This window comes from Rhodococcus sp. USK13, from assembly GCF_018343855.1.
Classification (GTDB): Bacteria; Actinomycetota; Actinomycetes; order Mycobacteriales; family Mycobacteriaceae; genus Rhodococcus_F; species Rhodococcus_F oxybenzonivorans.
Map to the genome: position 1 here is coordinate 526,170 of NZ_CP069242.1, position 26,449 is coordinate 552,618.

Consider the following 26,449-nt stretch of genomic DNA (forward strand, 5'->3'; position numbering starts at 1 on the left):
AAAGGACACCCCATGATCGACACCCACCAGTACGGGCCATGGGCCGTGATCGCCGGCGGGTCGGAGGGCGTCGGCGCAGGTTTCGCCGACGAACTGAGCCGCGCCGGAATCAGCCTCGTGCTCATCGCCCGCAAGCCGGAACCACTCGAGGAGACGGCCGCGAAGGTTCGCGCGAACGGTGTGGAGGTCCGCACGCTCGCGCTCGACCTCCTCTCGCCGGACGCCTCCGACCGCATCCGCATCGCCACCGACGACATCGAGGTGGGCCTGCTGATCTTCAACGCCGGGGCGAACGGTTACGGGCACGAATTCGTCAGCGGCGACCTGACCGGATTCCAGGGCGTCATCGACCTGAACATCACGTCGCAACTGCAGCTTTCGCATCACTTCGGCGCGAGAATGAAGGAACGCGGGCGGGGTGGCATCATGTTGGTGGGGTCGCTGGCCGGATATATGGGTTCCGAACACCAGAGCATCTACGCGGCATCGAAGGCCTTCGGGCGCATCTTCGCGGAAAGCCTGTGGCTCGAACTGGCACCGTTCGGCGTCCACGTACTCGAACTGGTCCTGGGCGTCACCCGCACCCCCGCGATGGTGCGGGCCGGACTGAACTTCGACCTCCCCGGCATGAACGTCGCCGAACCCGAAGATGTCGCGCGTGAAGGACTCGCACACCTAGCCGACGGACCCGTCTGGGTGGCGGGCGGCAACTACGAAGCAGCCCAGAAGCGGAGCGGATTCCCCCGCGACACACTCGTGCAAGGTGCCGCCGCGGGTATGCGGAAGCTGCTTGGTCGCGGGTGACGGCGGGCGGCCGCAACGGTCGCCGCCCGACGTCAAGACGAGGAGACCGATAGGCGTCCGCGCCATGGGTGATCGCGGTGACCTCGACTGCGCGAGCACCCGGCGTGCAATGCGGGCTCGTGACGACGTTCGCCGACCGTGCACTCGGCATCGCGGCCCGCGCGCATACCGGCGCCCCGATACGGGGGCGCTTTGTAGAGGCAGACTGATTCCTCACCGTCGGGTAAGTGAGGTTCTAACCTCGTCTAGGCGACGAACATGGAGCGGTTTTCGGCAACGTACTCGGCGAACGTCTGAGGCCGGTGGCCCAACAGCGCTTCCAATCTCCCCGTGTCAGGCGCGACTTTCGGCGCGGCTCCCGACTTCAGGGCTTCACCGAGAGTCGAGATATGCAACGCCATGTCGGCGTTGACGGCAGTGTTCCCCGACCTGCCTCGCTCGATCAATTCGTCATGCCACCGCTATCGGTCGACAGTCTCGAACGTCACCTCTTTCTCGAGCTCGGTCGTCAAAATCGCAGCGATATCCCCATGGTTCAACAACTCCGCGCCCGGTGGATAGTGAATATTTCCGCCGCCGAACAACTGTGGGTCGATAATGGCGGCCACCCCGACATCGGCAGCATCTCTAGCACCAATCCACGGGACGGATCCCTCACCGAAGTTGTTACGGATGATGCCGGCATCTCTGATGGTGTCGCCGTGCATCACTTCCACGTTCTCGTGGAAGAACCCGGCCACCCGCAGAACGATCGGATCGAGACCGCTCCACGTCAGAATCTCCTCCGCGAGCGCTTGCGCACGTCCTAGATGACTCGGACTATCCGGGCTCGCCGGGGCCATGGACATGACAACAACACGCGGTACGTCAGCACCTGCGCGGATTGCCGATGCCAGATTCGCTGCAGCGGGGACGATTCCGCTATTCACCGGATAAGCGAAATAGACGGCGTTCATACCATCGACCGGTTCAACCATTGACACCCTGGCCGATTCGGCTAGAGGCGCCCGCCTGGATCGCGTCCTAGCTGTGCGACCCAAACCGGGCCGCACTGCTAGGCGATGCACGCAAGACATTGGCCGAGGAGAAGCTCGCGCCCTTCATCAAGGAGCGCGGCTACGACTGGGAGATCCACATCGACGAGACCCTCATGAACCTCTGGGCGCACGCAGGGTCTGGTGCCGCCGCCGGAGTCGGACATGGAAAAGCTCTGGGCCAAGGAGAACCGACCCATTCCGTACGACGTCGCTGTCTCGTGACTGAGGATCCCGGGGTACGGCGTCGCTGTGCCGCGGGCCTTGTCGGTCCGGACTCCGGGCACTGATCCCGACACGGGCCGACGGTCCGGCTCCGGCCTGTGGGCGGTTCCCGAGATCGATCGTGACGGTCGCGGGCGCATTCGTGCCGGCAGAAAGCGGTCAACTCGTAGGCGTTCTCCGCGAAGGGCTGGTCCTGGACGCGGCCCGTCCCGGCCTTGCGGCGATCACGACTATTTCGGCAGTGTCGCCTTCCAAATGCGCTGGCAGACAGGAATTTCTATTTGCCCAATAGCAATTATTATGTAAACTAGTAATTTGGTTATTCGCATGGCCTGCGAATACGACCACTCGTGGCAACGCTCCTCCGCTGCCGTCTCCGAGGGTATTCACCTGCGGTCCTGGTGAATTGGGTGAGGCGGTGACATTTGTGATACGCAGCTGCAGGTGCCGGACTTCGTTGCGGCGCAGGCCCCTCCGTAGAGGGTTTTGAACGCCACCGCATCACGCCACACCGCCAAGGCACCCTTGCGGCCGGACCGCAAGATTCGCTCCGGTTCGAGGTCAGCTACCCCCGCGATCAAACACCCCAAACGATGAGCGACTCCCCGCCATGAGATCGACAGAATTTGATAAGTCCCTTATCCAGTCAACTCGCGTATCTGCATCAGATTCCTCATTCCCCAGTGCCCTTGTCGTTTCCTCAGTTCTTGGAGGGGGTGAAGGAGGTTCGGCAGATCGATTCCACCACCACCCCAACATTGCCGGGCAGAGCAGGGAATTCACCGCCACGACATGTCGAAGTTCAAGGAGTTCATCGAAGGGGGTGAGGATGATCTCGCGCCGGGCCGCGCGGGGCCCGAGGAGGTGGGTTCGATCATTCGTCCTCGGTCCACGCGCGACGGGTGACGGCCCTCGGCCGAAGGGGTCAGCGGTCGAGGGTCTCGCCGCCTGTGGACTGCCGTCGAGCCGCGGTTCCCGGGGAACGGTTTCCCGGGCAGTCCGCTGTATTTCGCCGGGCATTGAATTATGGTGACCTCACGTTGGACTCCCGTGACACAACCCATCCTGTGAACTTTTCAGAACAATTGGCTCGTGAAACCACCGTCGACGGTCAAGGCACTCCCGGTGATCATCGAAGCTTGGTCCGAAGTGAGGAAAAGAGCCGCATCTGCGATATCCTCTGGGGATATCAACCGCCCCTGCTTCTGGTCGATTACCTGAGCGAAACCGCCAGAGGCGAGGCCCATGGTGGACTCCCAAACTGGGACTTCAGACTCAATGAGCGGAGTATCAACGTAGCCGGGCACCAGGGCGTTAACTCGGACTTTCTGTGCTCTGAGTTCACCTGCAGCTGTTGCGGTGAGGTTACGAACTGCAGCTTTCGACGCCCCGTAAGCCGCCGCGAGAGGTGTGCCCCCGGTCCCCGAAATGGACGAGAGGGTGAGGATCGATCCACCACCGGAATTCGCGATAGCCGCCGCGCTGTGCTTGATGGTCAGGAAGACACCGTCAAGGTTCACTGACATGGTGGATCGCCAAACATCGAGCGGCGTCTCCGCGATCGGATGCGATGCGCTGATTATCCCAGCGTTGGCGACCACGTGATGCAAAGCCCCATGCTCTTCGACAGTGCGTTCTATCAGCGCAGAAACGTCCTGCTCGCGGGTCACATCAGCCGGAATTGCGATCGCGCCGGGGATGCGGGAAACAACTGCCTCGGCGGCTCCGCGGTGTCGATCGGAGACGACAACCCGAGCGCCTTCCTTCGCGAACCGGGCGGCAATCACAGCGCCGATTCCGCCGCCCGATCCAGTGACGATCACGACCTTACCTTCGAGTGATGCAGGCATGGCCACCTTCCTTTCCATTAGACGATGTACTGAGCCAGTTCGAGTTCCGCGGGATGAGAGGACCGACAAGGCCCGGGGCACAGCGCCGCCGTACCGCGGGATCCTCTGTCACGAGGCAGCGACGTCGTACGGAATGGGTCGGTTCTCCTTGGCCCAGAGCTTCTCCATGTCCGACTCCGGCGGCGGCGGCACGAGACCCTGCGTGCGCCAGAGGTCCATGGGGGTCTCGTCGATGTGGATCTCCCAGTCGTAGCCGCGCTCCTTGATGAAGGGCGAGAGCTTCTCCTCGGCCACCGTCATCATCAGTGCGCGGACCTCTGCGGTCTCCATCTGCCGGGCGATGTGATCGAGTCGGATCCGGACGAAGTTGTTGTTCGCCTTTCCCCCGACATACATCGTCTCCTTCGGCATGTCCTTGAACAGGACGACCACGTAGAACCGTGGCAGGTTGACGTAGTCCACGTAGATCGACGTGATCGCCTCGGACAGCTGCTCCTTGTCCGCGGGGGTGAAGGCGTTCTCGGGCGCAAAGATCTCCCAGTACGGCATTGCGGGTTCCTCCTGATGATGAGTGCGGCGGGATTTGTGCCGCGATAGCGATTGCTTCTGTCGGGCGGTCCGAATGGGCTCATCAAACTGAGGTCTGATGTTGCCCGCCCGAAGGTTCTTGATGGGCCCGTAGTCGCGGACGGGTCCTATGCCAGGGCGCGCACGAAGTGGTCGCACGCAGCCTTTGACGTCGTCTCGAATGCGGCACCCGTGTAGACGTCGAAGTGGCCACAGGGCAGTACGAGCAACTGCTTGGGCTGCAGGGCCCGTTCGTAGGCCTCGAAGGCGAGTTCTGCGTATGCACTGATGTCTTGGTCAGCCACGATCATCAGTAGTGGGGTCGGTGAGATCCGGTGGATTCCGTCGCCGGGCTCGAACTCGACGATCCGCTCGAGCGAACCGAGGGTCACCTCGTTGCGCCAGGACGGAGCCCTGTCCTGCGCGGTTTTGGTGAAGAACTCCCAGGATTCGGCGCTGGACATCAGCGCGGGAGCCAGCGGATCGGCGTCGACGGCCGGCATGAGCGTGGGCTCCCCGCCGTCGTATATGTTGCGTCGTTCGCCGTCCAGCTGGGCGCGCACCGTTGGCAGGAAGTCGGGACGAACGAGCCGCGTCATCTGGCCGGACCCGCTGATGAACGGGACCTGGGCGACAACGGCTCGCACCCGACGATCGACCGCGGCCACGCTCAGCACGAGGCCGCCGCCATGGCTGGATCCCCAGATGCCGACACGGCCGGGGTCGACGTCCTCGCGGCCAGTCGCATACGTGATGGCGTGGCGAAGGTCGCGGGCCTGGGTGATCGAATCGATGTGCTGGCGCGGAGCGCCGTCGCTGGCGCCGAAGTTTCGGTGGTCGTACACCAGAACGTTCAGTCCCGCTTGGGAAAAGGACTCGGCGTAGTCGTCGAGATACATTTCCTTGACGGCGGACAGTCCATGGACCATCACCACCACTGGGCCCTTGGAAACGACTCCTTCCGCGGGATAGAACCATCCGCGCAAGGTGACATCGTCCGCTGAGAATTCAATATCCTCACGTGGCATTAGAGATCCTTCCGAAATTTGTACGCTTGTTGAAGAAGGTAGTGACGTGGGACACACCGTTGAAGGGATGCTTGCGCCTAATCCGAGTACACGTCCGCCACGTGCGGTTTGCCGTTACCTCGGCCGCGAAATCCCATCGATATCCGCTTCGGGACTGGGCCGGCCGTCGAGACGCATCCGGTTCGGCCCGGCCGGTTTCACGGCGCGACGTACGACTCGACCGTGGTGCCGTTGCGCGGTGAGCGAGTCGCACAATGTCTCGCTGCCACCGCGCGGTATCGAGTGGCGGTGCTCGAGCCGAACGCCTAGAACTGCACCCATCGCGGCGATGGGCCGGGGCAGGAGGGACCCGCGTCGAGGCTCGAGGCTCGCTGTTCTGCGAGTCCCGAGCTGCGGCGTCGTTCGCTGGGCGCGGGGTCCTGCCCGGGTAGTTACGGCCGGATGTCCGCCGCGGTCGAACCTGCGTCTCGAAGCTGGATCGCGTTCATGGCAGAGAACTGCAAGGTCCAGAGGTTTCCATGCCCCGGGTACTTCGCCGACATGATGCGGACCAGGTCCTCCGCATCGTCCGCAACCTCGTAGGCAGCGGCGAAGTCATGGATGTAGGCCCGTGTTTCGGCGATCATGGAATCGACGGCGTGGTCGTCGCCGTCGGGCCTGCGGTGGCCGGCGACGATCACCTTGGGTGCCAGCTTCTCTACCAGGTCCACGGTCTCGAGCCAGTCTTGCCATTCCTCGGGCGTCGACAGGCCGAGCATCGGGTGGATCTCGTTGTAGATGGAGTCACCGGCCACGACGACATCGATCTCCGGGATGTGCACGATCGTCGTGGGATGGATGTCGGCCTGCTTCACCTCGACGATGTTGAGAGGCGAGCCGTCGACGTAGAGCGTGTTGACGTCGATCGGGTCGGGGAGCGCATCACTGACGACGCAGGCGTCGCCGAACAGCATCGCCCACTGCTGTTGCTGCAGTTCCATGGATTCCTTCATGGCCTCGACCACGTGGGGCAGTGCAACGCACTTCGCGTCCGGGAACCGCTCCATGAGGGGACCGATGCCCAGGTAGTGATCGGCGTGGGCGTGCGTCACGTAGATCGTCGTGAGTTGCTTCCCGGTGCGCTCGATCAGGTCCCCCAGGTCCCGGACGTCATCCTCGAGGTACTGGGCGTCGATGAGCACAGCTTCGGTCGGACCGCTGATGAGGGTCGCGGTGGTGGGCGAGAACGTCCCGCGGGGAATATCAGGCCAGTCGCCCGCGGGGATCTCGGGCCAGCGACCGACGTACACGGTCGCTCGGATCGGCGGGGCGGCTGCGGCGGGCGGGCGGGTGTTGGTATCCACGAGGTACCTCCAGGTTGGGTGATTTGGTCAACGGCTTGCGGGTGGGACGTGCGGCCCGCCACCGGTAGATCAACGGTAGGAGCGCGCGATTACCGGGGGCATAGGTCGACCGTGCCCAATACCGGTACATGGCCGCCACGATTCGCTGGACGTGACGAAACCGACCGGCTCACGGCCAGCGGGTCGTCGTTCTTGGTCACGCGCCCTGCAACGGTGAGTTCGCAGCACGAGTGGCTGCGTAGCGGGCAAAGGTTTCCAGCAGGGACGGGTCGTCGATCGATCGTGCTTCGGCGACCGCGGAGACGTCGTTTCCTTGCAGGATGCGCTTGACCGGGACTTCGAGTTTCTTGCCCGTTCGGGTGTGCGGGATCGCCCTGACGACGATCACGTCGTCCGGTACGACGCGGGGCGAGACTGCCTCGCGGATCCGCCCGATGATGCGCTCGCGGAGCGCGTCATCGAGATCGGCGTGATCGGACAGTGCGACGAACAGCGGCATCCAGTACTCGCCGTTCTGCTGCTCCGCCCCGATGACGAGGGCTTCCGCTACCTCCGGGAGTTCTTCGACGACGCGATAGATGTCGGCGGTACCGAACCGGATCCCGTTACGGTTCAGCGTGGAATCAGAGCGTCCGTGGACGATCACGGTGTTTCGTTCGGTAATGGTGACCCAGTCACCATGCCGCCAGACTCCCGGGTAGCTCTCGAAATAGGTCTCGCGGTAGCGGGCCCCGTCGCCGTCGTTCCAGAATCTGGTCGGCATGGACGGCATCGGCTGGGTGACCACCAGCTCGCCCACGGCATCGCGCAGGCTACGGCCGTCGGCGTCCCACGAGTCCAGGGCCACGCCCAGGTATGGGGCTGTGATCTCTCCGGCCCGCACCGGCAGGATCGGCACGAAGCCCGCGAATGCGCTGGCGACATCGGTGCCCCCTGTCACCGAGGCGAGCGGCACATCGCGGCCGACGTGATCGTTGACCCAGGAGTGCAGCTCGGGAGGGACCACGGAGCCGGTGGCCCCGAGGGTCCTCAGTCGACGCAGATCGTGGTCGGTGCCGGGTGACCGGCCCGCTCGGGCGCAGGCCTGGAGGTATGCCGGGCTCGTGCCCAGCACGGTGATCTTGTGCCGAGCTGCGAGCGCCCACAGCGCGTCGTCGGTCGGGTACGACGGACTTCCGTCGTAGCAGACGATCGTCGCGCCGACGAGGAGGCCGCTCACGAGGGAGTTCCAGACCATCCAGCTCGGCGAGGTGTACCAGAGGTACGTGTCGGAAGGCCCCACGTCGAGATGGAGAGCCAGGGCTTTGAGGTGCTCGAGCACGACTCCACCGTGGCCGTGAACAAACCCCTTCGGCTTCCCGGTCGTCCCCGAGGAGAACAGCACCCAGAGGGGGTGGTCGAACCGCACGTGCGCGGGGGTCATGGCCGGCCCATCCCCTGTGACTGCCTCCACCCACGGCGTGGTGCCTGCGGGAACACTCGTACCCGAGTGAAGTCGGCCGACGACGAGTACCTCACGCAGCGTCGGCATCCCGGCCTGCAGGGCTGGCAGGGCCGCGAGCCGGTCGACCTCGCGCCCGCCGAAGCGGTAACCGTCGGCCGTGACGAGGACCACCGGTTGGAGCTGTCCGAGGCGGTCGACAACCGCTTCGGGTTGATAGTCCTGTCCGCAGCACGACCAGGTCGCTCCGACGCTCGCGGTGGCGAGGAAGGCGATGACTGCCTCGGCGATGTTGGGGAGGTATCCGACCACGCTGTCGCCTTCGCCGACGCCCCGGGCGCGCAGCCAGTTCGCCAGCGCGGTCACCTGGCGGGCGAGCTCGGTCCAGGAAACCGTCCGCGGCCCGGCCCCGCCTGGTTCGGAGTCGTCGATGATCGCTGGGCGGGACGACTGGGCGTGGCTCAGCACCGTGTCCACATAGTTCAGCCGCCTGCCGGGAAACCATTCGGTAAAGGGCATCTCCCGGGTTGCCAGCACCGGGCCAACGCCGGTCATGCGCACTCCGAAGTATTCCTTCATCGACGCCCAGAATTCCTCCGGGCTGGTCACCGACCAGTCCCACAAGGACTGGTAGGAGGTGGCCTCGAATCGGCCGGTCGCCTGCAGCCAGTCGATGAAGTCACTGATCCGGGCGTCGGCGATCCGTTCTGCCGAGGGCGACCAGGCGATGTCCCCGGGTCCGATCGCACTCACCTCCACGGTCGCGTCCATTCCGAAATCCATATCTGCACCCTTCTTCACGCGTTGCTAGTCAGAACGGGCATCAGCAGCCGTGGCTTTCCCGATACTCGCTCGGCGAGACCCCGAAGCAGCGGTGGAACTCCCGGCGAAGGTGGCTGGGGTCGTAGTAGCACCACCGGTGAGCGATCGTCGCGATGGTCATGTTGGAGTTCACAAGTTCCTCGCGGACCGCGGCCATTCGCCGTGCGCGCACGACCGCGGTCATGGTGTCCCCGGTCAGGGAGAAGGCCCGGTGGATGGTTCGTGTCGAGACGTTGTGGGCGGCCGCAAGGTCCTCGATGTGGATCGGACCGCTACGAAGATTGCGCGTGATCCAGTTGTCAATCTGTGCGCGCAAAGCAGCCACGGCCGATCGACCTGTGACAGAGCCGGTCTCTGCGCGGATGATGCCGACAGTCAGTGCCACCAGCGCCCGGCGGGTCGCCTCGATCTCCGAGGGATGCATGGCTGGTAGCCGGCTCCAGACCTGGTCAAGGGTCGTAAACAGGACGCCAACCAGCGGCCGGTCCTGCTCGAGCACGAGGCAGCCGGGAATGTTCGCGTCGCAACCAGCTGCCAGCAGCGCGGCCCGCGGCAGGGTCAGCGTGCGTTTCCTGACCCGCTCCGGCACCGCGAAGCCGTCACCGTCGTAACCGCCGGTGGCCACGACCACTGTCCCGTTCACCAGCGCGGCACCCGTGCCCGCGAAGGAAAGTCGCTCGTCGCCCCAGTCACCTGCCACGACCACGACGACATCGCGCTCAGCGTCACGATCTTTACCCAGCGACAGCACGCTGTGCAGGGGCGGGCAGTCCCAGTCCGCAAGCTGGAGGTCGCCGACGTCTCGCGAATGCAAGCGAGTGGCATTGCCCCACCTCTTGCGGTGTTGCACCGTCATGGGCCCCGAGACATCGCGGACCGCAGTCTCCCAGCGGGCCCCAGGCCCGGCCGCCTCGACGTCGAGGACTTCGATTTCGGTGGCTGCGGTCGCGGTCATCGGGGCCTCTCAAAGCAGTGGACTAGGTTTGATGTGCCTGTACAGCGTGCCTGTGGACCACCACGGGGGGCATTGTGTGAATCACGTATTCCATTACCTATTCGCGCTGCGGCCCGACCGCTCCCGGTCGGACGTGAGCGTTAGTCTGGTCGGACCATGGCTTCACTGTCGGCGAACCAGCCGGACAACCTGCCCGCGGATCTGACGAGTTTCTTAGGCCGTCGATCCGAGACCCAGACTGTCCGAAAGCTTCTCTCCGCCGACCGGCTCGTCACGTTGACCGGGGTAGGCGGGGTCGGCAAAACCCGCCTCGCACTGCGGGTTGCCCGTGATGTCCGCCGCGCCTTCCCGGATGGGGTTTGCCTGGTCGAACTGGCGTCCCTGAAGGACCCAGACCTGCTGCCGCACACGCTGATAGATGCACTCGGGATTCGCGAGCAGTCAGCCCCTGCCCCGTTGGTCCTCACCGACTACTTGCGCCCCCGGCACACCTTGTTGGTCCTCGACAACTGCGAGCACATACTCGAGGCAGCCGCGGACCTGGTGGACCGGCTGCTCCGGGCGGCGCCGAAACTGCGGATCCTCGCCACGAGCCGACAAGCGCTGATGATCGCCGGTGAGCATGTGTACCCGGTTCCGACGCTCCCGGTGCCCGACGTCGATGTCCGTCTCGCTCCCGGCTCGGCGACGCAGTTCGCGGCTGTCGACCTGTTCGCCGCCCGGGCTGCTGCGGTCGTTCCCGGGTTCGAGATCATCCCCGACAATGAACAGGCGGTCATCCGGCTCTGTCAGCGGCTGGAGGGGATCCCGTTGGCGATCGAACTGGCAGCGGTACGGTTGCGCGTGCTCACGGTGGAGGAGCTCGCGCATCGGCTGGATAGTCGGTTCGAGCTGCTTCGCGAGGGCAGTCGTAACTTGCCGGAGCGGCATCAGACTCTTCAGGCACTGATCGACTGGAGCTACGAGCTGTGTACTCCGGCGGAGCAGACGCTGTGGGCGCGCGCATCAGTGTTCGCTGGTGGGTTCGGTCTCGACGCGCTCGAGGCTGTCTGCGCGGACGAGTTGCTTGCCGAGGAGGTCATTCTCGACACGGTGGCCGGGCTGACCGACAAGTCGATCTTGATCCGAGGCGAGCACGGCGGGCGTGTCAGGTTCCGCATGTTGGAAACTATCCGGGAGTACGGCCAGGCCCGACTACGAGAGTCCGGCTCCGAAGCGAAGGTGCAGCGCAGGCACAGAGATTGGTACTGGCGGCTGATCGAGAAGGCTGCCGCGCAGTGGTTCGGTCCGGGTCAGGAGGCCTGGGCGGCCCTGCTCCGTATGGAGCATCCGAACGTGCGCTCGGCGCTCGAATTCTGCCTCGCGCGGCCAGACGAGGTGCGCGTCGGACTGCGGATGGCGGGCCTGCCCTGGTTCCTCTGGACTGCGCTCGGCTTCATGACCGAAGGCCGACTGTGGCTGGACCGGGCGTTGGCAATCGATCAAGAACCGAGTCTCGAGCGGGTTTGGGCGCTGGGCACCGCCGCTGACATCGCCGTCTTCCAGGGCGATGAGGCTGCTGCTACTGCACTGATCGACGCCGTCCACGATCTGGCGGGCCGACTGGGCGACCCACAGGGCCTGGCTTACGCAACCCATATGCTCGGCCTACGCGAACTGGGCACCGACCCGAGCGCTGCGATTCCACTGTTGGTTGAAGCGCTCGAGCGATATGGGCGCGCCGACGTACCCGCCGACTACCCCAACAGTGTGCGGCCTGCACTGACCATTGCCTACTTGCTGTCGGGCGAGCTGGACAGAGCCGCCGACGTGGTCGAGGAGGCATGCGAACAGTGCAAGCAGGCCGGCGAGCGTTGGCTGTTGTCCTACGCCATGTGGGCGAAGGGGTTCTTGAGGCTCCTCCAGGGCGAGCTCGAGCAGGCCGAAGCCGATCTGTGCGAGGCGCTCCAACTCAAGCGGTTCACCCAGGACAGTCTGGGCCTGGCGTTCATCCTGGACGTTCTCGCCTGGACCGCCGCGGCGAGCGGCGACTGCGAGCGGGCCGCCGTGCTCCTCGGCGCATCGGACCAGGCCTGGCAGAGTATTGGCGTCCCACTGCTCGGAGCGAAACACCTGCTCGCGCGGCGCGAACAGTTCGAGAACATGGCTCGGCAGGCGATGGGCAACCCCGGCTTCGACACCGCGTTTGCGCGTGGAGGCCAGCTCACCGTCGAGGACATGCTGACCTTCGCGCTCCGAGAGCACCGAGTCTCCCCCGTCGAGCCCCGACAGGCCGACAGCTTGTTGACACCTCGAGAGCGCGAGGTCGCGGACCTGGTGGCGCAGGGAATGTCGAGCAAGGAGGTGGCGGCCAAGCTGGTCATCTCCCGACGCACCGTCGACGTACACGTGGAGCACATCTTCGAAAAACTTGGGTTCAACTCCCGCACTCAGATCGCGACCTGGGTGGCACAACGGCGCGCGCCGGAATCGCCAAATCGGTGATAGCTGGGCGGCGACTGTCGCCGACACGGTGACCTCGCGATCTCGGAGCCGCGAGATCTAGGCGGACGCCGCGGCGGGGCTGTTCTCCGGCGCAGGTCTCGCCAACTTCGGTGACAGCTGTTCTCGAATCCTGCAGTCCAGCAACACGTATCAAGAAGGCTTGTCGAGGGGTTGCCGGTCGCCGCACCCGACCATGCGAAGGGCGAGTTCGACGTGGCGAGCCGCGATAATGCTTGGGTCGGAGTAGGCGTGGGAGGGGAACCACCTGCTGGCGAACTTTCCTTGAATGGCTGCATATTCGTGGGAAAGCGGCCGGTGAATGTCAGCAGGCGGACATCGACCTCTGGCTGAGCACTGGTCCGACAACCCGCAGCCTCGCGCGGACGTTCGTCCGTTGGTGTATCAGCAAAAAGCACATACCCTCGGTGAATTTTCCTTACCGTATTGCACGCACAACGCCGATGCTCAGCAACGATCAGAGAATAACCCATCTCCGACAACTCCTCGAATCGTCAGACATTGATCTTTGCATCGGTGTCGCTGCCGTCTTCCTTCTGCTCTACGCTCAGCCGGTTACCCGGATATATTCGATCCGAATGGACGAGGTGTCAATATCCGTCGACGGTCTCGAAATCAGATTCGGTAAGGATTGGGTACCTGTCAACGAACCGTTTGCAGAGCTGATCCGCGAATATGCCTCCAATAGACCGAACGTGAACACTGCATCGAATTCACATTCCAATTGGTTGTTTCCCGGATACGCGCCCGGAAAGCATATGCATGCACAATCCGTAATGAGGGGACTGCGGAAAATCGGAATCAATCTCCAAGGGGCCCGCAACAGCGCTTTACGTGAGCTCGTCCTCGAGATTCCGCCTGCCGTCGTGGCCGACATGTTCAGCTACCACGCCGCCACAGCCGAGAGGCACGCCCAGGCTGCTGGTGCCACCTGGTCGACGTACCCAGCGCTGCGCGACGACGGGTAAGAACTCGAGACCAGGCAATACGAGACCTCACCGGTATTCAGTTGGTTACTCGCCTGGCCCCGCGGTAATACTCCTCTGACCCGCGGTCACTCCAACGTCACGAATTTCCGGGCGCCTGTAGAGACGTCTGAGCGTCCGTACCACAGTGTGTCAGGGCATGGTTCGCCGTGATTCCACTACCCATGCAGCTATCTGGGCACGCGAGGTGAAGCCCAACTTGGCAAGAAGGTGTTCGATGTGCCCCTGTGCGGTACGCACAGATATCGTCAAGCGGGACGCTATCTCTCTATTGGTCAACCCCTCGGCAACCAGCTCGGCGACCTCACGCTCCCGCTTAGTCGGTCCGACCTGTCCAGTGATCGGTGTGTATGACGCCGGACTTTGCTCACCGAGTGCGTAGGCGACCGCGGACTCCACTCCCAGCTTGTTCCCTTTTCTCTGAGCTGCGGCAAATACCTTTTCGCTCAGCGCCCTCCGTGTATCTCGTTCACATCTCTCGCGGTACTGGACCAACCCAGATACGAACATCGGGGAACTCCCCATGGCGTTGCTCAGGTTTTCTGCAGCTGAGGTCAACACCACGGCTCGTTCGAAAGCACCTTCCTCGGCCGCGATCCACGCGAGTGCCTGTAGGCACATGCTGATGACGAGCCGCTCATTGACTTTCCGAGCAGCGCGGAGCGCCTGTTGGAGTAGGTCGTTCGCCCGTTCGGTATTGGCGTGTCGCCACAACACCACGGCCAGGGCCCACAGCAAATACGACCGATGCACTGCTTCACCGCGCTCTTCGGTGACCGTAAGTGCACTCTCGTAACATTCGATGGCGCTCTCCGTGTGATCGAGCAACTCGTACGCGAACCCGAGACCTTGCAACAAGAGGATGTGGAGGGCAAGTGCACTCGGCACGGCGGCGTAGGTTGGTCGTGCGGCTTCGAAATGGACTTGTGCAGAGTCGATGTCGCCGCCGTACAAGGCCCGGTAACCGTCGGCAAGGTCGATGTGCGCCTGCAGCAGAGGATCGGCCGATCGATCGGCGAGCGTCCGTCCAGCGTGGATGAGGATAGTCGATGCCTGCAGGTCGCCCTGCACTCCCGCCATCACGCTGGCCCAGAGTATTGCCTTGGCGCGGTCAACGCCTACGGTGCTGGGCGACAGCGCCAATAGTCGGTCGATCCAGCGCCGTCCTTCGGTCAACAATCCGCGCGATAACCAGAGAGGAAACAGTGCTGCGGCCATGCCAAGCCCGGACTCGGGGTCTTCGGAGAGACAATATTCGTGTGCCTGTCGTAAATTCGGCAGTTCGGCGACCAATCGGGTCAGCCACTCGAGTTGCCGCGGACCGACCCAGTCAGCCTCGGCGTCCGAGGACAGCTGCACGTACCAGTTTCTGTATCGGATACGTAGCTCGGAGTAGTCGGCGCCGGCACGGACCTTCTCCCGGCCGTAGTCGCGCACCGTCTCGAGCATCCGGAACCGGGCGATCGGAGCCGACTGCTCTCGAATGAGGATCGACTTGTCGACGAGAAAGGTGACGGTGTCCAGGAAATCGTCAACGGTCGGGTCCTGCCCGAAGATCTGCTCGGCCGCATCGAGTTCGAAGCTACCTGCGAACATGGACAGGCGAACCCACATCAGTTGTTCCAGGGGTGTGCACAGGTCATAGCTCCAGTCGATGCACATCCGCAGGGTCTGTTGCCGTGACGGAGCGTCTCTGCGTCCGCGCGTCAGGAACCGGTAGCGGTCGGTGAGTCGCTGCAGAATCTCCTCTGGGGAGATCGCCCGAAGTCGCGCCGCGGCGAGCTCGATCGCCAACGGCAGGCCGTCGAGGCGCTGGCATATCCGGGCGATGGTCACCTTGTTGTCGCCGGTGACCTCGAAGCCGGGCATGACCGCGGCGCCCCGCTCGGCGAAAAGTGCCAACGCGTCGTTGCCGGGCAGCCGTCTCGGCAGATGATCGGCGTCGGGTACCGCAAGCGGGGCGATCGGTAGCGCTATTTCGCCGCTGATACCGATCGGCTCGCGGCTGGTCAGCAGCATCCGCAGGCCCGGGCTGGTGCGGAGCAGCGCTTCGGAGAGTTTCGCGACCGCGTCGACCACCTGCTCGCAATTGTCCAGAACGAGGAGCACTTCGCGCGGGGCAAGGAATTCCGTGAGGACCTCGAGAAGTGGCCTCGCAGCTCGGTCTCGGAGACCCAACGCATCCGCCACCGTGTTGACGACAAGCGAGTCGTCGCGCAGCTCGCCCAGCTCGATCAGGAACACACCATCAGCGAAACGCGATTGCGTTCGATCTGCGACTCGCAGCGCCAGTCGGGTCTTGCCCACCCCGCCCATCCCGGTCAAGGTCACCATGCGGGCCGTCGACAGCAAGCTAGCGACCTTCGCCGTCTCCTCCCGACGGTCGATGAAGCTGGTCAACTCCAGCGGCAGCGCCCCGGTGCGGCCTGGATGCGGGGCTCGTGGCGCATCGTCGTGGGATGGTTGCGTTGGTGGCGTGTGACTGGAGGCGCTGTTGTCGGTTTCGTCGTGAAAGGTGCGGCCGGCCATGTCGTCGACCGGAAAGCCGTGCTCGTGTTGCAGGTGCCGCAGCTGCTGGCCCAGTTCCCCAACGGATGGGCGACCGGCAGGATCATTTGTCATCGCGGCCTCGATCACGGTGCTGACATCGTCGGCGATGCCGTGCTCTCTCGGGTCCGGCGTCGGCGCGGTGGTGATCCGGACGAACTGGGCGACCAGTTGTTCACCACTCCGGCGCTCGAACGCGGCGTGCCCGGTCACGGCGGCGAACACGGTCGCGCCCAGACCGTACACATCGGCCGCCGGACTCGCGGCACCGCCAGCGATGACCTCGGGAGCCGTGAAGGCCGGCGATCCCGTCACAACTCCGGCGGTGGTTTCGAATGCGCCCGAAATGTGCGCGATCCCGAAGTCGGTCAACGCGGGCTCACCGTAATCGGTGAGCAAGATATTGGCCGGCTTGACGTCGCGATGGAGGATCCCGAGGCCGTGCGCGGCTTCGAGGGCACCGGCGATCTTGACGCCCACGCGCAGCACGTCCTCCAACGTCAGCGGACCCCGCCTTCGGATCCGGGCGTCGAGGGAGTCATGGGTGTAGAAGGGCATGACGATATATGGCCGGTCGTGCTCGGTTACTCCGACCTGGAGGACGTTGACGACGTTGGGATGGCCGGTCAAGCGGCCCGCGGCCCGCTGCTCACGCAGAAATCGCGCACGGCTGTCCTCGTCGAGGTCCCCGGTCAGCACCTTCACCGCCACGGTGCGATCGAGCGCAGTCTGCCGACAGCGGTACACGACCCCGAAACCCCCGCGGCCGATCTCCGCGGCGTCGGCGAACCCAGCCGCCGCCAAGTCCGCGACGACCGACCCGGCCACATCCGGACGGGTAGCGAAGGGATCAAACTCCATCATGAAGTCCCTCGGATTGCCGAACCGTGTCGATTGTTTGCCCACTCGAAGTTACTCGTCCCAACTTCGACCCGCGCAGAGTTAGCCGACTCCGCACCTCGATGCTGTGAGGACTGAAAGGCCGACAGGACGTTGAAGCTGCGGGTTGATCCCCGGCTTTCGTCGATAAGGATCGCCAAGACCAGCAGGTCAAAAGAACGATCCAGGGCGGAGCGCGGCGCAGCTCGACTCGCGGGGACACCGGGGTGGCCTGGTAACCGCCGGAGGAGGGTACATCGACACGCCACCCCGTCCCGCCATACTGACCCGCAGCTGCGGTCGATCAGTTCGTGTGGCGCGGAAGGGTGTGCGGTTAATCAGTCGGCCTGCGTGTGGCGCCGCGCCTGGCGACGGGCGTGCCGGTCTCACGATTGACAGCCTGCAAACTCACCACCCCTTAGGATCTGTGAAGAGTCAGCGTCTACGTAACTCTCATACTTCCTGCCACTGATGTGGCAGAGGTTGGAGAAGTACGTACTTCACGGCTACCCGTAACAACATGCGATGCTGGTGCGGGTTTGACCGTGTCCCACACCGACGCTCGAGGTGCAGGAACAAACTTTTTCTGATTCACCCCCACCGGTGGTGTCGCGGTGGGAACACTGCGGCGGACCCGGCGATGACGTGGCCGACTCGGGGTGGGACTGGTCTTGTCGCGGCGCTGCCGGACCGGCGCATGTTCGGCGATCCGAATTTCCGGGTTCCGGCCACGCCTGTGGACTGCTGCGCGGCGCCCCAGTAGTGCACGTTTAGCGAGGTTCACCCCTGCTACGTGATCACGATTGCCGCCGACCTTGCACCGTGGGCACCACGCCTGGTGGTAACCGCCCGGCCGGGAGAGTGTGTCGTTGCAGCCCGGGCACAGCGCCGACGTGCCGCGGGCCGGGACGGACACCACCGTCACACCGACCCCTGCGGCGGTGTGTGCGAGAGCGTCGACGGCTTTGCGGCGTGCGGACTGCGCGGCCCGGTTGTCGTTCACCCGGCCATGTCCCCGGGTTTCGAGGGTGCTGAGATCTTCCACCCCGATCACCGTCGCGCCGGCCGCGGCGGCGTAGTCGGTCACTTCCCGGCCGAAGTGAAAGGTGAGTTCCCGGTTGATCTTGCCCCGTTTGACACCGACCGCGGCGCGGTGGGCGTCGAGGACCGCGATCTTGTTTTCCAGGTCGGCGCGCACCTCGGGTGGTGCGGTCGCAGCGAGCCGGATCAAGCGTGCGGCCTTGCGGTGCAGGCGTTGACCTTCCGCTTGCAAGCGGGCCAGCTTGATACCCAGGCCCCGGTCGTCGTAGGTGAAGCCCCGGTAGTCCGAGACCAACCCGTCCGGGCGTTCGGTGACGATCGCGGCGGCACCGAGCGTGGCCGGTGACCAATCCACTCCCACCGCGGTTGTTGCCGCGTTCAGATCAGCAGTGGGTATCTGTTCTGTGGCAGCGCAGCGCAGCAGCACACCTCGGTGGTCGAGGACCAGGGTCGGCAGATGCCAATCCGTGATTGCTCTGCTGTGCAGGTGCGGTGGGATCGCGGCGATCAACCGGACCCGCCGCCACTGCGCCCGCCCAGTCGGGGCCTCATGCGTGGGAAGTTTCAGCGTCAACACCATCACACCGTCTGCGACGGTGATCTGCGAGAGTTGTCGATCGGCGGCGGAAAGCCTGGCCATCATCGATGTCTGCGGCGGTTCCTGTACGTCGGTGATGCGTAGGCGTTCATGGCTCGCACTTCCGGCGCGGCGGGCGCGCGCTGCGAGTTGCCGTGCCACGCCGCGTGCGAAGCCGGGCGGCACATACTCGCCGGCCGTGGTGGGCGGCGTCAGTCGGCCGGTGACGGGGTCGAACCTGGCCGACAGGGCACTGATGGCGGTATCCCGGTACGCCAAGGTGCGCAGCGTGCCGACCGCCTGGGAGGTGACCACCCGGGTCACCCGCGAGGGCACGTACACACCGGTGGGGTAGGACGGGTTCCACCCCAACCGCGCCGCAGCGACATGCCCCTGCACCGGGAGCTTCCGGCCTTGACCGTCGCGGCCGGCGGCGAGGGCATCGAAGGTGGCCGGTTGCCACAACCGGAACACCAACTCCGATTGCGCGGCGCCGATCAACTCGAGCATCCACCGCACACGAATATCGATGGTATCGAGCCCGATCAGGGCGCCGGTAGCGTCGTCGACCGCCGCATACGGGCGGGTCGTGTACGAGAACTGGCGCGGCACGGTACATCCGGCCTCGGCAACGGTCATGCCGCCTCACCGAGTACCAGAGTCAGCGATCCGCGCGGGACTTCGTTCTTCGGACAGCAGCAATGTCCTGTTCCGTCGCAACGTCCAGCGCACGCCCACCGGTGGTCGTGGGGGTTCCCTCCGACCACCCGCAACTCCGACAGTTCCCCCGCACACAGATCTTCCGTCGCAGCTCCCTTGACGAGGTCTTTCGACGCGCGGAACACGACGTCGTCGACGGTAAGCATCTCGTCGTCGGGCGACCGCAGCTTCCCGGCGTCGAGCAGCTGATACACCCGGTCGGTGCGGAGCTTTTCCGCCTGTGCGTCTGTGCGGGGCTGAGCTTCCTTCGCTGCGGCGCGGCGCGCGGTGCGGGCCGCTTTCTCGGCGAGCAGTTCGGCGAACCAGTCCCGCGCTGGTTCGGTGCCACCGACCCCACCCTCGGCGGTCGTGATGTCGAGCGGTGTGGCAATGTCGCTGGCACGCATCGCAGCACCGATGTAGTGCACGCGAATTCCCAGCCAGCCCACGACCCGCACCTGACACAGCACGCGATCGCCGCGGACCACTACTTTTCGCTGCCGCTTCTGCGTGTCCACCGTCTTCATCGGATTACCCCCGCAAACCGTGCTGCCGCATCGGCCGAGAAGACGGCGTCGATTCAGCCTCGACCGCAATTGACAGAACCGGCCCGAAAACGACGCCAGCAACGCCATGAAGTCATCGATCAACTCTTCCCCCACCGATGTGTCGCCATGCTCCCGCAGGACCTCGACCGTAACCCCGACCACCGACAAATACCTTTCGATCCGGGCGACACCGAACCTGACCAACCGATCCCGCCACACCACCCGCACCACGGTGAAGTGACCCTTGGCAGCGTCGTCGAGCATCCGGTCCAACCCGGCCCGCGCTTCCCACACACCCGAACCGCGATCCTTCTACACCCGATACACGACCCCGCAGGCGCTCTCGCGCAACACCTTCTCCCGATTAGCGAGCGAGGACTCCTACCCAGTCGAGCCGGACACCCGGCAGTACAACGCTTCCACCCGGTCGACCGGAACCTTGTCAGGGGCAGATCGGCCGAGATAGGCGTCGAGGTCAGCGCGATCGAAGACTCTTGACCGGAACCCTGTACCCCGTGAGGGCACCCGGCCTTCCGATGCAGCCTTGCGAACTCCCACGACTGCCACTTCAGCTACACCGCGGCCTCACCCATTCACATGAAACGGAGAGTAGCAGTCAGGATTAGGAGGTATCAGAGACTACGTCAACTGTTGAGAGACTACGGCGGGCGGCTCAACTTGCCTGCGAAGAATTTTGCCGGTCGGTCCCTTTGGGAGGCTGGGGACAAACCAAATCTGCCGGGGGTACTTGTACGCGGCGAGCCTGGCGCGAACAAACTCGATTATCTCAGACGGCTCGGCGTGCGCTCCGCGTTTGAGTGATATGGCAGCTCCGATTTGTTCCCCGAGATGCGTGTGTTTGATACCTACAACAGCTGCCTCGGCAACAGCTGGATGCTCGTACAGAACCTCTTCCACTTCGCGTGGGTACACGTTGTAACCACCTCGAATAATGATGTCCTTTTTTCGATCGATGATGCTGTAGTAGCCATCGCTATCTCGTGTGGCGATGTCTCCTGTGCGGAACCAGCCGTCGCTTATTGCCTCCGCGGTGGCAGCCGGACGAGCCCAGTATCCCTTCATCACGTTCTCACCGCGGATTTGGATTTCTCCGGCCTCATCACATTCGACAATTTCGTTGTCGTCGTCGACTAGGCGCAGCGTGCATCCGCGCACGGGAATCCCGATCGTGCCAGCTTTGCGTGGGTATCCGGGCTGGTTGAAGCAAGCAATGGGTGCGGTTTCAGAAAGTCCGTACCCCTCGTATATGTCGCATTCGAATCTTCGTTCGAACGCTTTGAGAACCTCGACGGGCATCGGCGCTCCCCCTACGATGCAGCAGCGGAGATGGGATAGCTTGGCGGAGTCGGCGTCGGGAGAGTTGAGCATCGCGGAGTACATGGTGGGGACCCCTTCGAGGACTGTAACCTCATCTCGAATCAGGACACGTAGGGCTGATTCCGCATCGAACTTGGGGATCAGAGTCAGGAGGGCTCCTGACTTCACCGCGGCATTCAGTCCACAGGTCAGGCCGAACACGTGGAACAGTGGCAGGCACCCCAAGATGACGTCATTGGGCCCGGTTTGGATCAGAGTCTCGGCAGTCGTCGAAGCATTGGTCGACATATTCTCGTGAGTGAGTTCTGCCCCCTTGGGACTTCCCGTCGTCCCAGAGGTATAGAGAAGAACTGCGGTGTCGTCGCGGCTACGCTCCACAGGTTCATCAATCGGGTTCCCGGTCAGATCAGCGTCACTCGGACCACGGTCGTCGACCAAGAGCGCGGGAATCTTCTTTGCTAGTGCGGCTTTCGCAACCAGATCCCCGCGAGATCGCGAGCCATAGATGAGAGCCATCCCAGAGTCTTCCAAGTAATATGCGATCTCCCGGTCCTTGAGCATGGGGTTGATCGGAACTGCGACGGCGCCCGCCATCAGAACCCCGTAGAAGACGATCGGAAACGCAGGGACGTTCGGCAGTACGATGCCGACCCGATCGCCGGATCGAATACCTCGCGAATGCAGGTCGCCCGCCACTGCCGCAGCGGCACGGTGGAACTCTGCATAATTCAAGGTGGTTTCATCAAGCCGGATCGCGGGTCGATCGCCTAGTTGCCGAGCAGTCTCGACGAGATTGTTTGCGAGATTTGATGACATCGAACGACTTCTCCTGGATTGGCGTGGCGTCAGGAGGCTACGGATGCGCCAGCGCTTCGGGACATGAGGGACCGTCGCGCAAGTGAGCGAACCGACCTGAATTTTCGAGTTACGAGATAGCCCGCGAGCGGGTTTCGCCGGCGTGCCGATGAACATTGCCCGTCGCAGTTCACGTACGTACAATATAAACGATGTGTCGAGTATGATCAACGTGCAGTCGAGATACTTAGCCAGATGCTTGCCTACGCAATGGGGAGGAGGGTCGACTTGGCGCTTTGCCGTCGATGGGTGACGCTCGCGCGGGCCACGAGCCCTGCACGCAAGGCTCATGGGCTGACGTGGGTCGAATCGCGTAATGGGTGCCGCGTCACCAATTTCGCATCAGTCGTCGACTTGCTACATGAACATTAAGTCAGATCGGCATGCCAACTTGGTCAAGACGGGCCTGGGAATTCGCCCCCGATTGTTTTACCGAACTGCCGTGCAATCCGAGAGGGCCGTCTCGGGCGATGCTGCGATGCATATCGTGTACGGACGTCGTGCCCCCGGCTACATTTGCAGGTTGATCTAGCCTACTCTGTAGCCATGGCGACTTCGTTCTCAAACGGTCTCAACGCATCCGAACCTCGGACTGGCAGGCGCAATCTCAAGGGCGACATGCGCGAGCAAGCAATCCTCGAGGGTGCTTATGAGATTCTGCGCACCGAGCCGTTACGAAACGTGTCGATCGACGACCTTGCCAAGAGGGCCGGGTTGTCGCGTTCATCCTTCTATTTCTATTTCGAATCAAAATGGCAGGTTCTTTCGGCGCTTCTGTCGAGTGTGACTGCCGATGTGTTCACTGCATCATCAATGATCTTCGAGCGACCTCCTGGAATTTCTCCGGAGGCTGCCATTGAGCATGCAGTGTCGGAGGTCATGGTCGTGTGGGAGCGGCATGGACATGTACTCCGCGAGGTCGGTGATGCAGCGGCGGCCGAACCCACTCTGCAGGCCCAGTGGGACAAAATACTCGGTCGCTTTATCGATGCCGCGGCCGCTGCGATCGAGCGCGACAGAGCTACGGGTGTGGCTATTGATGGACCACCGGCTCGTTCACTGGCGGCAGCGCTAATGTGGATGGGCGAACGAAACCTGGGGCTGATGAGCATGCGAAGCGAGAATGCAATCCGCACCGAAGACATGGTTGAGACGGTCACCACAGTGTGGCTCAGAACGGTATTTGGTTTGGAATGGAGAGGCCGTTCGAAGAGCGATTAGTTCGGGTCGTTCAGTGCAATCGCAGCGAACTGGTTGAAAACACCGGTTCGCTGCGATCGATTTGTTCTATTCAGCTTTGTCTCGCATGAAAATGCGGGCCTTCAGGAAGTGTGTTCTCTCCAGTCGAAGGTACGTCGAGTTGTTACTGTGGTTGATCGGCGGCCATCTTTGCCATATTCAGCCCTGGCATAAGCATATGGCCACCGTCAACGTGCATCTCGAGTCCGGTTGTCCAACGAGACTCGTCGGACGCGAGCCAAAGCACCGCTTCGCTCATGGCGCGTGGTGGGAGCAACCCGACATCGCGAAGGGTAGACCAGTACTTCGCGCCTTCAAGGTCTTCTTTCACACCCTGACCGGGACCTTTACCCGCGCAGAGATCATATCCGCCCTGCCAGTCGAGGGCTGGAGTATCAGTCGGCCCTGGGAGCAAGATATTGACTCGGATTCCGTACTGACCAAACTCGAGCGCAGCGCTTTTCGCCAGCCCTATAACGCCGTGCTTCGACGCGACATAGTGGGCGTAATGGGGTGATCCCTCCACGCCGTTGCCGGAAGAGGTAACGATGATTGAACCGCCGCCCCGTTCCTTGATCGCCGGCGACACTGCCTTCAAGGTGCGCCACACTCCGGTGATATTGACGTCCAGAACAGCTGTGAACTCGTCTTCAGGGATATCGTGGAACGGGTGTACGGTCCAGATCCCGGCGTTGGCGACCGCAACGTCCAGACCACCGAATGCCTTTACGCCCTCAGCAACCAGTTTGTCGAGTGACGACTGCTTCCGGACATCTCCCTCGTGTGCAATGATTCGTCGTCCCAGTGCTTCTACCTCTTTGACTGTGATCTGGAGGTCATCAGCTGATCCGGTCGGATACGGGAGCCCGGTGTCCGGCGGACAGTCGATGGCGAGGATATTGGCGCCCTCCTCAGCGAGCCGGATTGCGTGCGCCCGTCCCATTCCACGTGCCGCACCTGTTACCAGGGCGACCTTTCCGTCCATGCGTCCCATTGGTCTCTCCTCTTGTGAGTGTGAATCGGATTGGTTGTGCTTCCCGGTCGATCGGCGTACCGGGTGGCCGCTTGTGTACATTGAATTGCCAACTCGCGGTGTAGTTCTGGTCCCGGTTTCTCACCCCACATTCACACATGGTGGAAGGCATTCGGGAGGCAGCGTTCGCAGCGTTATGGTGTGCTTTCGGTCGGGGTTATGAGCTGTAGCAGTACGTCGATTCCAGGTGGCTCGGTCCATACATGCTCTGAGTCGGCGATGATGAAAGGAGCTCCGATCGGGTCCGGTCGTCCGGGCCCGCGGATCGTGCATCCAGCGAGATCGAACTCTCGCGCGTTTCCGTCGAACCGCAGCGCAATGTGGTCGAGCTTTGCCGAGGCTCGGCCCAGCGCGAGATCGAGAGCGTGTGGATCGTCGATGGTGTATAGCTCGATATTGGCCGACGCTATGGCGAGAAACGTCGCGCGGATGGAGAGAGAGGGTGCCTCGAAAGTGTGCGCGATACTGACGTTGAATCTGCTCTGCCAACGTGTGGTGGCCAACTCGAGGTCGCGGACGAGTATCCCCACATGATCCAGCCGCGGAGTGCTTTCTTCCCGAGCATCGTCGGAAGGCGAGGATGGGGAGCGATCGATCATCGTCATTGATGCCTCGCGGCGACGAAATGAGGAGACACGCCCATTCGGGGTTCAGTCCAACGTTGGGTGACCACCTTCGACTTGGTATAGAAGCGATACGCATCGTAGTTGAGCCCGTCATCGCCAAATCTCGAGTCGCCCCAACCTCCGAATCCGAACCAAGAGATCGGAACTGGAATGGGAACGTTGATCCCGACGCTTCCGGCCTGGACGCTGTGAGCGAACCGGCGACCGGCCACTCCACTTGCGGTGAAGATGGTCGCACCATTGCCATATGGGCTGGCGTTCACAATGCGAAGTGCTTCGTCGAGATCATCGACGCGCACCACACTCAGAATGGGTCCGAACACCTCCTTCTGATAGAGGTCGCTGTCGACGCTTACGTTGTCGACTAAGCTCGGGCCGATAAAATAGCCGGCTTCGGACGTTAGGTTGACACGGCCGTCTACGACGACGTTTGCGCCTTGGCTAGGTGCCGCCTCCAACGCACCTCTAACTCGTTCGATGGCGACCTCTGAGATGAGCGGCCCCATGTCGGTGCCTTCGACATTCCCCGGTCCGGTACGGAAGGCTGTGGCCCGCTCCGCGGTCTTGGCAACTAGCTCGTCCGCGATTTCCCCCACCGCTACCGCGATGGGCACGGCCATGCATCGCTGGCCGGCGGCGCCGTATGCAGCCGACGCCAGTGCGTCCGCCGCTGCGTCCAGGTCGGCGTCGGGCATGACGACCATATGGTTGTTCGCTCCACCCAGTGCCTGAACCTTTTTGCCGGCAGCGGCGGATCGGCGGTAGATCTCACGCGCAACCGGGGTGGAGCCCACAAAGGAAATGGCAGCGACGTCCGGGTGTTCGATCAACGCGTTCACCGTGTCAACGCCACCGTGCACGACGTTGAAGACACCGTCGGGTAGCTCGGCTTCGGCGAGCAGTTGTGCCAGCCGCACCGAGGCGGATGGAACCCTCTCGCTCGGTTTGAGCACGAACGAGTTACCGCAGGCGATCGCGGCCGCGAACATTGACACCGGCACCATGATGGGGAAGTTGAATGGGGTGATACCAGCACACACTCCGAGCGGCTGCCGGAACGAGTACGTGTCGACTCCTCTGGAGACCTGTTCTGCGTACTCACCTTTGAGGTGCTGCACTACAGATATCGCAACTTCGACAGCTTCGACAGAACGGGCGACCTCCCCTCTTGCGTCTGCGAGGGTTTTCCCCTGCTCCGAGGTGATGATCGATGCAAGCTCTTCACTGTGTTCGAGCATCAGGGCACGGAAGCGGTGGAGAGTGGTCGCGCGGACGGGGGCCGGGGTCGAAGCCCAGGCCCCCGCAGCGCTCCGGGCGCTCGCCACCGCCGCGTCGACGACAGCAGCGCCGCCCAGCTCAACAAGCCTCAGTACGTGACCCGTGGCTGGATCGACAACCTCCGACCTCCGCCCGTTCGTCAAGCTGGAGGGGGCGCCAGCGATCCAGTGCGGCACCGTTGCAAGATGGACATCGTTTGTAGTCACAGAAACTCCATAGTCACGTAGAGGCG

General features: G+C 63.3%; 17 protein-coding genes and 1 pseudogene. 4 read left to right on the plus strand and 14 right to left on the minus strand.

The features are described from left to right. Positions 1 to 12 precede the first annotated feature (12 nt). Positions 13 to 804 (plus strand): SDR family NAD(P)-dependent oxidoreductase, encoded by a 792-nt coding sequence (locus tag JQT59_RS05255; protein WP_213575127.1) that lies wholly within the window; start codon positions 13 to 15, stop codon positions 802 to 804. A 461-nt stretch (positions 805 to 1,265) separates the two neighbouring features. Here the strand turns inward: JQT59_RS05255 and JQT59_RS05260 are convergent, their stop codons facing one another. From JQT59_RS05260 to JQT59_RS05290, 7 genes are all read right to left on the minus strand, one after another. Next, complete coding sequence (locus JQT59_RS05260; RefSeq protein WP_213575129.1) at positions 1,266 to 1,781, minus strand: Rossmann-fold NAD(P)-binding domain-containing protein; 516 nt, start codon at positions 1,779 to 1,781, stop codon at positions 1,266 to 1,268. Positions 1,782 to 3,139: 1,358 nt separating this feature from the next. Beyond that, positions 3,140 to 3,913, minus strand: a complete 774-nt coding sequence (locus JQT59_RS05265; RefSeq protein WP_213575131.1) for an SDR family oxidoreductase — start codon at positions 3,911 to 3,913, stop codon at positions 3,140 to 3,142. Positions 3,914 to 4,021: 108 nt separating this feature from the next. Next, the gene (locus tag JQT59_RS05270; protein ID WP_213575133.1) at positions 4,022 to 4,462 is read right to left on the minus strand and encodes a tautomerase family protein; all 441 of its coding nucleotides are present in this window, start codon (positions 4,460 to 4,462) and stop codon (positions 4,022 to 4,024) included. 146 nt (positions 4,463 to 4,608) lie between these two features. Further along, entirely contained in the window at positions 4,609 to 5,508 is a 900-nt protein-coding gene (locus JQT59_RS05275; protein WP_213575135.1) for an alpha/beta hydrolase, read from the minus strand. Positions 5,509 to 5,939: 431 nt separating this feature from the next. Beyond that, positions 5,940 to 6,851 carry an MBL fold metallo-hydrolase gene (locus JQT59_RS05280; protein WP_213575136.1) on the minus strand — a complete coding sequence of 304 codons (912 nt, stop codon included), beginning with the start codon at positions 6,849 to 6,851 and terminating at the stop codon, positions 5,940 to 5,942. Between the two features lie 196 nt (positions 6,852 to 7,047). After that, positions 7,048 to 9,075, minus strand: a complete 2,028-nt coding sequence (locus tag JQT59_RS05285) for an acetoacetate--CoA ligase (RefSeq protein ID WP_213575138.1) — start codon at positions 9,073 to 9,075, stop codon at positions 7,048 to 7,050. Positions 9,076 to 9,115: 40 nt separating this feature from the next. Continuing rightward, on the minus strand, positions 9,116 to 10,069 hold the full coding sequence (locus JQT59_RS05290; RefSeq protein WP_213575140.1) for an AraC family transcriptional regulator: 954 nt from the start codon (positions 10,067 to 10,069) through the stop codon (positions 9,116 to 9,118). Between the two features lie 156 nt (positions 10,070 to 10,225). Here JQT59_RS05290 and JQT59_RS05295 point away from each other — a divergent pair, with 156 nt between their 5' ends. Both JQT59_RS05295 and JQT59_RS05300 read left to right on the plus strand, forming a co-directional pair. Beyond that, complete coding sequence (locus JQT59_RS05295; protein ID WP_213575142.1) at positions 10,226 to 12,553, plus strand: ATP-binding protein; 2,328 nt, start codon at positions 10,226 to 10,228, stop codon at positions 12,551 to 12,553. A 794-nt stretch (positions 12,554 to 13,347) separates the two neighbouring features. Beyond that, the gene (locus JQT59_RS05300; RefSeq protein ID WP_213575144.1) at positions 13,348 to 13,539 is read left to right on the plus strand and encodes a hypothetical protein; all 192 of its coding nucleotides are present in this window, start codon (positions 13,348 to 13,350) and stop codon (positions 13,537 to 13,539) included. A 150-nt stretch (positions 13,540 to 13,689) separates the two neighbouring features. On the opposite strand, the gene JQT59_RS05305 is transcribed toward JQT59_RS05300, so the two are convergent. From JQT59_RS05305 to JQT59_RS05320, 4 genes and pseudogenes are all read right to left on the minus strand, one after another. Next, positions 13,690 to 16,968 carry a protein kinase domain-containing protein gene (locus tag JQT59_RS05305; protein ID WP_213575146.1) on the minus strand — a complete coding sequence of 1,093 codons (3,279 nt, stop codon included), beginning with the start codon at positions 16,966 to 16,968 and terminating at the stop codon, positions 13,690 to 13,692. Between the two features lie 457 nt (positions 16,969 to 17,425). Continuing rightward, on the minus strand, positions 17,426 to 19,240 hold the full coding sequence (locus tag JQT59_RS05310; protein WP_213575148.1) for a zinc ribbon domain-containing protein: 1,815 nt from the start codon (positions 19,238 to 19,240) through the stop codon (positions 17,426 to 17,428). Further along, positions 19,237 to 20,145 (minus strand): annotated as a pseudogene (locus JQT59_RS05315) (recombinase family protein); the annotation flags it as partial. The pseudogene JQT59_RS05315 and the gene JQT59_RS05310, both read right to left, overlap by 4 nt. A 342-nt stretch (positions 20,146 to 20,487) precedes the next feature. Next, positions 20,488 to 22,002 (minus strand): long-chain-fatty-acid--CoA ligase, encoded by a 1,515-nt coding sequence (locus tag JQT59_RS05320; protein WP_213575150.1) that lies wholly within the window; start codon positions 22,000 to 22,002, stop codon positions 20,488 to 20,490. A gap of 585 nt (positions 22,003 to 22,587) precedes the next feature. Between JQT59_RS05320 and JQT59_RS05325 the strand changes: the two genes are divergently transcribed. Beyond that, on the plus strand, positions 22,588 to 23,262 hold the full coding sequence (locus JQT59_RS05325) for a TetR/AcrR family transcriptional regulator (RefSeq protein ID WP_109325610.1): 675 nt from the start codon (positions 22,588 to 22,590) through the stop codon (positions 23,260 to 23,262). A 142-nt stretch (positions 23,263 to 23,404) separates the two neighbouring features. Here JQT59_RS05325 and JQT59_RS05330 read toward each other — a convergent pair whose 3' ends face one another. From JQT59_RS05330 to JQT59_RS05340, 3 genes are all read right to left on the minus strand, one after another. Further along, positions 23,405 to 24,274: a mycofactocin-coupled SDR family oxidoreductase gene (locus tag JQT59_RS05330; RefSeq protein ID WP_213575152.1), complete on the minus strand. Its 870-nt coding sequence runs from the start codon at positions 24,272 to 24,274 to the stop codon at positions 23,405 to 23,407. A gap of 173 nt (positions 24,275 to 24,447) precedes the next feature. Continuing rightward, positions 24,448 to 24,918, minus strand: coding sequence for a VOC family protein (locus JQT59_RS05335; RefSeq protein ID WP_249354141.1), 471 nt, complete (start codon positions 24,916 to 24,918; stop codon positions 24,448 to 24,450). Further along, positions 24,915 to 26,423 (minus strand): CoA-acylating methylmalonate-semialdehyde dehydrogenase, encoded by a 1,509-nt coding sequence (locus JQT59_RS05340; RefSeq protein WP_213575154.1) that lies wholly within the window; start codon positions 26,421 to 26,423, stop codon positions 24,915 to 24,917. The genes JQT59_RS05335 and JQT59_RS05340 overlap by 4 nt, the downstream gene beginning before the upstream one ends. Positions 26,424 to 26,449: the final 26 nt, after the last annotated feature.

Bases quoted from the DNA above. Each gene is read 5' to 3' on its own strand.
- JQT59_RS05255 (WP_213575127.1), top strand. From the start codon at position 13: ATGATCGACACCCACCAGTACGGGCCATGGGCCGTGATCGCCGGCGGG.
- JQT59_RS05260 (WP_213575129.1), bottom strand. From the start codon at position 1,781: ATGGTTGAACCGGTCGATGGTATGAACGCCGTCTATTTCGCTTATCCG.
- JQT59_RS05265 (WP_213575131.1), bottom strand. From the start codon at position 3,913: ATGCCTGCATCACTCGAAGGTAAGGTCGTGATCGTCACTGGATCGGGC.
- JQT59_RS05270 (WP_213575133.1), bottom strand. From the start codon at position 4,462: ATGCCGTACTGGGAGATCTTTGCGCCCGAGAACGCCTTCACCCCCGCG.
- JQT59_RS05275 (WP_213575135.1), bottom strand. From the start codon at position 5,508: ATGCCACGTGAGGATATTGAATTCTCAGCGGACGATGTCACCTTGCGC.
- JQT59_RS05285 (WP_213575138.1), bottom strand. From the start codon at position 9,075: ATGGATTTCGGAATGGACGCGACCGTGGAGGTGAGTGCGATCGGACCC.
- JQT59_RS05290 (WP_213575140.1), bottom strand. From the start codon at position 10,069: ATGACCGCGACCGCAGCCACCGAAATCGAAGTCCTCGACGTCGAGGCG.
- JQT59_RS05295 (WP_213575142.1), top strand. From the start codon at position 10,226: ATGGCTTCACTGTCGGCGAACCAGCCGGACAACCTGCCCGCGGATCTG.
- JQT59_RS05300 (WP_213575144.1), top strand. From the start codon at position 13,348: ATGAGGGGACTGCGGAAAATCGGAATCAATCTCCAAGGGGCCCGCAAC.
- JQT59_RS05305 (WP_213575146.1), bottom strand. From the start codon at position 16,968: ATGATGGAGTTTGATCCCTTCGCTACCCGTCCGGATGTGGCCGGGTCG.
- JQT59_RS05310 (WP_213575148.1), bottom strand. From the start codon at position 19,240: ATGACCGTTGCCGAGGCCGGATGTACCGTGCCGCGCCAGTTCTCGTAC.
- JQT59_RS05320 (WP_213575150.1), bottom strand. From the start codon at position 22,002: ATGTCATCAAATCTCGCAAACAATCTCGTCGAGACTGCTCGGCAACTA.
- JQT59_RS05325 (WP_109325610.1), top strand. From the start codon at position 22,588: ATGGCGACTTCGTTCTCAAACGGTCTCAACGCATCCGAACCTCGGACT.
- JQT59_RS05330 (WP_213575152.1), bottom strand. From the start codon at position 24,274: ATGGGACGCATGGACGGAAAGGTCGCCCTGGTAACAGGTGCGGCACGT.
- JQT59_RS05335 (WP_249354141.1), bottom strand. From the start codon at position 24,918: ATGACGATGATCGATCGCTCCCCATCCTCGCCTTCCGACGATGCTCGG.